This window comes from Actinotignum urematis (genome assembly GCF_051264595.1).
GTDB lineage: Bacteria > Actinomycetota > Actinomycetes > Actinomycetales > Actinomycetaceae > Actinotignum > Actinotignum timonense_A.
Genome location: NZ_JBOZBG010000024.1, coordinates 22,080 through 31,634, shown reverse-complemented (window position 1 = coordinate 31,634; position 9,555 = coordinate 22,080). Strand labels below are relative to the sequence as shown.

At 63.8% G+C, this 9,555-nt stretch carries 4 protein-coding genes; all 4 read right to left on the bottom strand.

Annotation, left to right across the window (positions count from 1 at the left end):
- Nucleotides 1-106: 106 nt before the first annotated feature.
- The 4 genes from glgB to ACRQDJ_RS08695 all read right to left on the bottom strand — a co-directional run bounded on the left by glgB (nucleotide 107) and on the right by ACRQDJ_RS08695 (nucleotide 8,723).
- Nucleotides 107-2,458: a 1,4-alpha-glucan branching protein GlgB gene (gene glgB, locus ACRQDJ_RS08710; RefSeq protein WP_284904823.1), complete on the bottom strand. Its 2,352-nt coding sequence runs from the start codon at nucleotides 2,456-2,458 to the stop codon at nucleotides 107-109.
- 277 nt (nucleotides 2,459-2,735) lie between these two features.
- A complete protein-coding gene (locus ACRQDJ_RS08705; RefSeq protein ID WP_284904824.1) occupies nucleotides 2,736-4,367 on the bottom strand; it encodes a phosphotransferase in 1,632 nt (543 codons plus the stop codon).
- Nucleotides 4,364-6,310, bottom strand: coding sequence for a maltose alpha-D-glucosyltransferase (treS, locus tag ACRQDJ_RS08700; protein WP_284904825.1), 1,947 nt, complete (start codon nucleotides 6,308-6,310; stop codon nucleotides 4,364-4,366). Before treS ends, ACRQDJ_RS08705 begins: the two co-directional genes overlap by 4 nt.
- A gap of 4 nt (nucleotides 6,311-6,314) precedes the next feature.
- Nucleotides 6,315-8,723, bottom strand: coding sequence for an alpha-1,4-glucan--maltose-1-phosphate maltosyltransferase (locus ACRQDJ_RS08695; RefSeq protein ID WP_284904826.1), 2,409 nt, complete (start codon nucleotides 8,721-8,723; stop codon nucleotides 6,315-6,317).
- Nucleotides 8,724-9,555 lie beyond the last annotated feature (832 nt).

Here is a 9,555-nt window from a genome sequence, read left to right as displayed (position 1 = left end):
CACCCACCAACGAGACAAAACCCCAGGCCACAACGTCAATATGAATCACATCACGCCAAAATGAGCCAAGTCAGGTTTTAGGAGGTGCCTCTATAAGGCGACCGCTTTAGGCGGCTGCGGCTGCCTCGGATTCCTCCGCTTCGGCCTCGCGATTCGCGGATGTTTCGGTTTCGGCGTGCTCGCCAGCGGCTGCCTCGGATTCTTTGCCATCCGCGCCCATTTCACCTGCGGATTCGCTAGATTCGGCCGCGGGCATGGAATCTCCGGCCGCGAGCTCCTCTGCAACTTCCTCCGCCGCGTGGTGCAGGTAGACCACCCCGAGCGGGGGCAGCTGCACGGGGGCCGAATAGGGCCGGCCGTTCCAGCCGACCTCCTCCGCGTGGACCTCCCCGAGGTTGCCCACCCCGGAACCGCCGTATTCCACCGCGTCCGTATTGAGGACTTCCTTCCAGGTGCCCCCGGCCGGCAAACCGATGCGGTAATCGTGGTGGGGGATACCCGCGAAATTGCAGGCCACCACAACCATATCCTTGCCATCGGCAGAGCGGCGCAGGAAGGTAATGACGTTATTATCGGCGTCCGATCCGTCAATCCATTCGAATCCGTGCGGGGTGAAATCATCACTCCACAGGGCCGGGTGCTCCACGTAGATCTCGTTGAGCCGTTTCACAAGGGACAAGATGCCATCGTGTTCGGGCTGGTCGGTAAGCCACCAGTCGAGAGATGCGTCGTCGTTCCATTCACGGATCTGAGCGAATTCCTGGCCCATGAACAGGAGCTGCTTACCTGGGTGCGCCCACTGGTAGGCGAGCAATTCGCGCACGCCGGCGCGCTTTTGCCAGTCGTCGCCGGGCATCTTTTGGTAGAGCGAGCCCTTGCCGTGCACTACTTCGTCGTGGCTGAGGGGCAGCAGGTAGTTTTCCGAATAGGCGTAGACCATGGAGAACGTGATTTCTCCGTGGTGCCAGCGGCGATTGACCGGCTCTTCCTCGAAGTAGCGGATGGTGTCATTCATCCAGCCCATATTCCACTTGAGGCCGAAGCCCAGCCCGCCGCTATCCGTCATTGCCGTGACGCCCGGCCAGGAGGTGGATTCTTCCGCGATCATCATGACGCCCGGGTTGCGCCGGTAGGCGGTGGCGGTGACTTCCTGAAGGAAGGAAATCGCCTCGAGGTTTTCCCGCCCGCCGTAAATATTGGGCTGCCACTGCCCGGCTTCCCGCGAATAATCCAGGTAGAGCAGGGAGGCCACGGCGTCCGCGCGGATGCCGTCGAAATGGAATTCTTCCAGCCAGTACAGCGCATTGGCCACCAGGAAGTTCCGCACTTCGCGGCGCCCGAAATCAAAGACCAGCGTGCCCCAATCCGGATGCGAGCCGCGCTGCGGATTCGGATCCTCGTAAAGCGCCTGGCCATCGAAACGCGCCAGCGCCCATTCGTCGGTGGCGAAATGCGCGGGCACCCAGTCGGTAATCACCCCGATGCCGGCCTGGTGCAGCCGGTCAATGAGGTAACGCAGATCATCGGGGGTGCCGTAGCGCGAGGTGGGCGCATAGTACCCGGTCACCTGGTAACCCCACGAGGGCGTGAAGGGATGCTCGGCCACCGGCATGAATTCCACGTGGGTGAAGCCGCAATACTTGACGTGCCCGATGAGCTGGTCGGCGAGCTCCCGGTAGGACAGCCCCTTACGCCACGAACCCAGGTGGACTTCGTAAATGGAAACCGGCCCCGATGCAGGGTCATTGCGCTGGGCCATCCAGGCGTCGTCGTTCCATTCATAGGTGGATTCGGTGACGATAGAGGCGGTAGACGGCGCGGTTTCGCTGTAGCGGGCCATCGGGTCGGCCTTCTGGTGCCAGCTCAGATCCTTGTACTGGATTTCGAATTTGTAGCGCGCCCCCGCGCCGGCGCCCGGCACGAAGAGCTCCCACAGCCCGGAGCTACCCAGGGAACGCATGGCGTGCAGCGAACCATCCCAGCCGTTGAAATCACCAACCACCCGCACGGCGAGCGCATTGGGCGCCCACACCGAGAAGGCCACGCCGGTGACATCCCCGAGGACCGAGGGGAAGTGGCGCACATGCGCACCCAGCGCATTCCACAATTCTTCGTGGCGCCCCTCCGATATCAGGTAAATATCGGTTTCTCCCAGGGTGGGCAGGAAACGGTAGGGGTCATCCCCGCGGCTTTCCACGCCCCCGTAGGAGGCCACCACCCGGTAATCGGGCACGTTCGGGGTATCGAGCACCGCGCGCCAAATCCCGTTGTATTCGTGCACGGCCGGCACCCGCCCGTCCAGCGTTTCGATAAATACCGCATCCGCGAGCCGCCGAATGGTACGGATCGTGACGGTGCTGCCGTTGGAATGGGGGCCGAGGACATCGTGGGGTGCGTAGTACCAACCCTTGGAAACAGCCTCGAGCGTGCCTTCATCAACTTCTACGTAATCAGACATGTGTGCCTCTCTGCACGATGGAGCGTAGGCGGTCAGAGCGGGAAACCACCCGCGCGCGCCGGTGATGTGCTGTGTCCTGCCAAGCGGTACCGCGGAATTTCCGGAAGTGCCGCGCGACTATCTACATATCCCAGGATACCTGAAAGATGCGCGATCCCGGGCCGCGGGCGCCTGCCGTGGACAGCGCGCGGGAGCGGTTGCGGGCGCGGGTGGCGGCGTGCCAAGGGCGACGACGCCGCAGCCCGCCGCAATCGCGGCGGACTGAGCTGCCCGGCTGCTAGTTCTCCAGCAGGCGGTGGACCCCGCCCAGGGGCAGATCAATCCAGTCGGGGCGCTGATTGACCTCGTAGACAACTTCATAAAGCGCCTTGTCCAGGAGGAGGGCGCGCAGCAGCGGCTGGTGTTCGGCGGGAATCGCGCCGTAGCCGGCCAGGAAAGCACCTTCGGCGGCACGAGTCCAGGCGCGCATGCGAGCGGCGGGCTGGCCATCGCGTTCGCCCTGGCCGCCGGCATAATCAAAGGAACGCAGCATACCGGCCACATCGCGCAGGGCGAGGTCGGGAGCCACGCGCTCGGAGAGCGGGCGCAGGGGCTCACCTTCAAAATCGAGGGCCACCCAACCGCGCCTGGGCACATCCACCACCTGGCCAAGGTGGTAATCCCCGTGAATACGCTGGAGAGCCGGCCAGGGCGTGGCCGCGGCAGCGGCGAAAACCTGAGCGATCTGGGCGCTGCGCTGTTCCAGCTCCGGGACTGCCGCGAGGGCGGCCCGGGCGCGGGAGTGCCAGCTGGCCAGCTGCGCTTCGCGCAGCTGCGGCGTCGCCGCGGTGGTACCCAGGCGGGCGGCGAGCGCGGTGTGGAAGGTGCGGGTGAGGGCGCCCAGGTCGCGGATGCGCGCGGCGAAATCACCCAGCAACGCGGCGGCTTGCTCCGGTTCGGCGGGCGGGCAATTCGGCGCGGGCACATGTGCGGCGGCAGGCGGGGTATCCGTGCTGGGCGCACTCGCGGCGTTTTTATCGGCGGCGGGGAAGGAGCTCGTGACCACGCGCCAGGCATCGTGGGCGCCGGTGAGGAATTCCTGAGCCACCAGCACATCGCTACCCGCCTCGGCCAGCCCGCCCACCAGCGCCGCCGAACCCCATTGCGCCGGGACCGTGCCGGTATCCGAGAGCGCTGCCTGCAATTCCACATCCGGGTTCGCGCCCGGACTGAGCACCCGGAAAAGCTTGATAATGAGGGGAACAGTGCTGGTCTGGTAAATAATCGAGCTATTGGATTGTTCGCCATTCAGCGGCCGGGCGCTGCGGTAGCTGCCCGGGAAACCGGCCGGGTGGGTCACTAGGTGCAGCGCGCTCGCGGCGGTTGGCGAGTTTGCTTCGGGCCGGGTGTTAGCGTTGCTGCCGGTAGGGGAATCAGCGGCCGGCGCGCTCGCGGCCGGCGCGCTGCCGAGCTGGCCGGTGGCAGCCTCGAAGAGGAAACGCTGGCCGGCGGGATGCGTCGTCGCATCGAAAATAAGGTGGCCGCGGGCTCGGGCAACCGGGGTGGCGTTGGTGGGGGATTGCGTGGCTGGCGCGGCGTCGTCGTTCCTATCGGGCGTGCCGGAACCATCGGGCGTGCCGCAACCGTAAGTTGCGCCGTTTTCGCGCGGGCCGGTTTCATCGGGGCCGCCTTCCTCGGGAGCAAGGAGCAGCGGGACGTTGTAGAGCGCGGCGCCGGCTTCAATAATGAACCAGGTGAGGGTGAAGGGCTCCGCGCTGGATGCGAGGTCGGCGCTGGATGCGAGGTCGGCGCTGCACGCGAAGTCGGAGCGGGCGCACAGGTAGAGCGGGTGGGGCTCGCCGCGGTACCAGCGCCGCGCGTGCATCCACGCTTCGAGTTCCGGCATCCGCTCGCCAATGCTCCAGCTCACGCCGCGCTCCTTTCTTCGCGATCTGTGTTATCCGCGGCTTCCGGTGTGTCCGCGCTTGCGGACCCTGCCGTTCCTGCGGGCGCCGTCGCACTCGCCGCACTCGCCGCACTCGCCGCAGCCGCCGCGGCCACCGCTCCCGCATCCACCGGCGCCGGGCGGGAGAGCGCCGCGAAATCCACCTGCTCCCCGCTTTCTTCGGCGCGGGCGCCCTCCACCGGGCCGGGCTCGGCCTGCCCGGGCGCATCCAATTTGAGCCAGAAGAAATCGCGGCTGCCCAGCGTTACGTCGTAGCTGCCATCCGCGCCAACCGCCGGGAACCCGGCCCCGCCAAACACATCCGTGGCCAGCCACCCGGCGTAAGTGGGCAGCTCAACGCGCCCGGCGCGCGGGGTATTGGCCAGGTTCATAATGCAAAGGATGGTTTCCTCCGGGCAGGAGCGGGTGAAGGCGAGGATCGCGTCATTATTGGACTCGCGCAGCACGAAATCACCCGAACCCATCGCCGGGTGCCCGCGCCGCACCTCCAGAATCCCGTGAATCCAATGCAGTAGCGAAGCCGGCTGCGCCAGCTGCGATTCCACATTGACCGCCTGGTAGTTATAGGTCAGCGAGGTAATGGCTGGCAGGTAGAGCTGGCCCGGATCCGCGGTGGAAAACCCGGCATTGCGATCCGGACTCCACTGCATAGGGGTGCGCACGCCGTCGCGATCCGGCAGCCAAATATTGTCACCCATCCCGATTTCGTCCCCGTAATAGAGGTAGGGCGAGCCGGGTAGCGAGAGCAGCAGCGCGTGGGCCAGCTCAATTTCCGCTCGGGAATTCCCCAGCAGCGGGGCGAGGCGGCGGCGAATCCCCACATTGGCGCGCATACGCGGATCCTCGGCATACCAGCCGTACATGAGGGCGCGTTCCTCCGTGCTCACCATTTCGAGGGTGAGCTCATCGTGATTGCGCAGGAAGGTACCCCACTGGGCTCCGGCCGGAATCGCGGGGGTGCGCTCCAAAATCTCCCGGATCGCGGTGGCTCGCTGGTCGCGCAGCGCGTAATAAATACGCGGCATCACGGGGAAGTGGAAGCACATATGGCATTCGGGCGCTTCCTCCGTACCGAAATATTCGACGACGTCCTCCGGCCACTGGTTAGCTTCGGCCAGCAAGAGCGTGCCGGGAAATTCCTCATCGAGGACCCGGCGCACCTTCGCGATAAAAGCGTGAGTTTCCGGGAGGTTTTCGCAATTCGTGCCGTCCCGCTCGTAGAGGTAGGGGATGGCATCCAGGCGCAGCCCGTCCACCCCCAGCTCGCACCAGAAGCGGAAAATATTGAGGACCGCCTCATGCACCTTGGGATTATCGAAATTCAGATCCGGCTGGTGGGAGAAGAAACGATGCCAGAAATATTGTTTGCGCACCGGATCGAACGTCCAATTCGATACCTCGGTGTCCACAAAAATAATCCGGGCATCCTCGTATTTTTTATCAGTATCCGACCACACGTAGAAATCCCCGTAGGGCCCGTCCGGATTGGCGCGGGAGGACTGGAACCACGGGTGATCCGCGGAGGTGTGGTTGATAACAATATCGATAATGACGCGGATGCCGCGCCGGTGGGCCTGATCAACGAGCTCCCGAAAATCATCCATCGTGCCGTAGCGGGGATCCACCGCGGTGTAATCGGCAACATCGTACCCGCCGTCCCGCCCCGGGGAGGGGTAGAACGGCGGGATCCAGATGCAGTCGATCCCCAACCACTGGATGTAATCGAGGTGCGCGATGAGGCCGCGAATATCGCCGACCCCATCGGCATCAGTATCCCCAAAAGCCTTGAGTAGGACCTCGTAAAACACCGCGTGGCGATACCACTGCGGATTATCGCTGAGCCCGCGATGTTCGGATTGGGCAATACGGGGCCCGGACGTGGCGGCATTGAGGGAAGGAAGGGACATGCAATCAGGCCTTTACCGAGAGGATATGCGCCGGGCTGGTGAAAGGATTGAGGCGCACGAAGGGCCGGTTATTCCACTGGAAGTGCCCGCCGCCCAGCTCGTCCACCACCTCGATATGCTCGGGTGCCCCGCCCAGCGGCAGGCCGCTGGCGTCGAAAGCACCGAAAGCGGACATATCTAGGGAGATCTCCGCTTCCTGGGTGGTGTGCGGGTCGAGGTTGATCACCACGATCACCCGATCCGCGGTTCCCGACGGGGTTTCCTCCGGGCGCGCCACCTTCGTGAAGCACACAATATTCGGGTTCGACGTGGGATTAATCGTGATCCCGCGCAGGCGCTGAAGAGCCACGTGCTCCTTGCGGATCTCATTGAGCCGGGTGAGAAGCCCCTGGATACCGTACGGGTCACGGCTGTAATCCCGCGGGCGGTATTCGTACTTCTCGTTATTGTTCATTTCCTCGAAACTGCCGCGCGGCTCCGATTCCACGAATTCATAGCCGGAGTAGATCCCGTAGGAGGGCGAGCCCATCGCCGCCAAAATCGCGCGGATCTTCCACCCGTTCGGGCCCGAATGCTGCAGGTAGGGGGTGAGGATATCGTGCGTCGTCGGCCAAAAAGTGGGGCGCAACATCGCATCCGATTCCCGGCCTACCTCCCACAGGTAGTCCTCAATCTCCTTCTTTTCGTTACGCCACGCGAAATAGCAGTACGACTGGTGGAAGCCCACCGCACCCAGGCCGCGCATCATCGGCGGGGCAGTGAAGGCTTCGGCCAGGAAAATAACCTCCGGGTGGGTCTGGCGGAATTCGGCCAGCAGCCGCTGCCAGAAACTCACCGGCTTGGTATGCGGATTATCCACCCGGAACAGCGTGACCCCGTGCGAAACCCACGTTTCCAGCACGCCCTTGACGGCCTGGTAGATACCTTCCGGATCATCGTCGAAATTGAGCGGGTAAATATCCTGGTATTTCTTCGGGGGATTCTCCGCGAAGGCGATGGTGCCGTCCGGGCGGTGCAAGAACCATTCGGGGTGCTCGCGCAGCCACGGGTGGTCCGGGGAGCATTGCAGCGCAATATCGAGGGCGACCTCCATGCCCAAATCCCGCGCGGTAGCCACAAAGGCATCGAAATCTTCGAAGGTGCCCAGGTCCGGGTGGATGGCATCGTGCCCGCCGGCCTCGCTGCCGATAGCGTAGGGCGAGCCAGGTTCGCCGGGCTGGGCGATCAGCGAATTATTCTTGCCCTTGCGGTCGGTCAGGCCGATCGGGCTAATCGGGGTCAGGTACACCACATCGAAGCCCATGGAGGCGATGCGGGGCAGATCTTCCGCCGCGGTGCGCAGGGTCCCGGAATGCCAGGTACCTTCGTCGTCGCGCCACGCACCGACCGAACGCGGGAACATTTCGTACCACGCGCCGTGCAGGGCCAGTTCGCGATCCACCGCCAGGGGGAAACGCGCCGATTCGCTCACGAAATCGCGCACCGGATAGCGTTGGATAATATCTTCGACGACGCTGGAGGTCACGGCCGCGAAACGTACCGAAGCCGGGATGGACTTTTTTCGAACGACGTCGATAGCGTCATTAATCGCCGGCCGGTCCTGTGAACCGCGCGGCAGCAATTTCGCCACCCTCTTGAGCAGCTGCTCGGCCTCGAGGAACACCAGGTCAATATCCTGGCCGACCGGGAGCTTCGCCTCGGCGGTATGGCGCCAGGTGGCCAGCGGATCCGACCATGAACGCACGAAGAACGCCCAATCGCCGGGCTCGGTGGGGGTGAGCCAGCCTTCGTAGCGGCCCAGGCCCGGGCGTACCAACACCATGGGGGCGCTTTGGACCTCGCGGCCCTGCGGATCCACGAGGACGGCTTCGCAACCGAACAAATCGTGGCCTTCGCGCCACACGGTGGCCTGCACGGGGAAAGCCTCGTTCACGGTTCCCTTGGCTGCCAGCGAGCCGTTTTGCACGCACGGGGTTACATCCATAATCGGGATGCGGGCAATATTCGCGCGCGGCGCGGGGACCGGGGCCATCGGTGCCTGCGGGAACGCCGGCGGGTAGCCTTCCGGGTTCGGGCGGCCGTGGGTGGTGGGGGAGGGCGCGGTTTTCGCGGTGGTTTTCGCGGGTTTTGCTGCGGTTTTTGTGGTTTTCGCGGTGCCGGTGCTTCGCGTGGACTTCGCGGCGCTAGCCTTGGCGGGGGCTTTTGCCGTTGTGGTGCCCTTTGCCGTGCCGGTGCTCTTCGCTGAACTGGTGCTCTTCGTCGAGCGCCGAGTGGTCGCGGGTTTCTTCGACGCTGCTGCCTTTGTGGCTGCCGGTTTCTTCGCGGCCGCGGGCGTAGTCGTGGGCGTGGCTGCCGGCTTCTCTTCGGGCGTGGGTGCCGAATTCTTCGCGGGCGTCGTCGGTTCAATGGACATGGCTTATCTCCTCGTATCCTCGGGCGACATATGGCGGGCGTGCGCGCAAGCGGCAGCAATCCCACGGCTCGCGCGGCGGCGCACGAGCCGATGATGCGTCTGTGTAAGGATGCTCACAAGCCCAATCCTATTAGGTTTCCGTGCTTCTGGCACACCGGCCCGCGGGGGTGGACGCGCGGCGGGCTGGCTGCGTCGTCGTATATACAAGCCTAGGCACGGCGCACGGGAGGGACGATGTGTTTTCCAAGCTGTACTGCACTTGTTGTACATGCGAAGTACATCTCGGAAAAACACTCCGCCTCCCGCCGCGGCGGGATAGGCAGAGTTGACCATTCTCAAGATTCACGGCTACAAAACGTGCGTTTTGGACCGTGAACCTCGTGAAATGTACGTCCCTGACATAAATCCGGGCTAAATATGTCACTGGCGTACATTTTGCGGGCGGGCCACGGCCGGGAGGTGGCTGCCGCGGTGGGGTGAGGCTATCGGCCTGCCCTGCGGAGGGTGTGTTTGACCGTTGTAGTGGTACTGGAGAACAGCGGGCCCTACAGAGTGGTATTGCACGACAGAAAATCGGGGGTTGGTTGTAGCTCCAGTACCACTTTGTGATCCAGCCCGATGGTAGGCGGTCAGGTTCGTCGTTAGGTTCGCAGAAAGCAACCTCTTGACGTGGAGCTCTATAAAAAGCAACGTCCCAACGGTGGAAGTAGCAGGATGCAACATCTTGATATGACGTGCCCGCAGAAAGCAACGCCTCAGCGTTGGGTACCGCAAAAAGCAACTCCAGCGCACGAAATCGGTTTCTTAATGTAGTTGGCGTTGCTTTTTGTGT

Coding starts and splice junctions, on each gene's coding strand:
- treS (WP_284904825.1), bottom strand. CDS start 6,310: ATGTCCCTTCCTTCCCTCAATGCCGCCACGTCCGGGCCCCGTATTGCC.
- glgB (WP_284904823.1), bottom strand. CDS start 2,458: ATGTCTGATTACGTAGAAGTTGATGAAGGCACGCTCGAGGCTGTTTCC.
- ACRQDJ_RS08695 (WP_284904826.1), bottom strand. CDS start 8,723: ATGTCCATTGAACCGACGACGCCCGCGAAGAATTCGGCACCCACGCCC.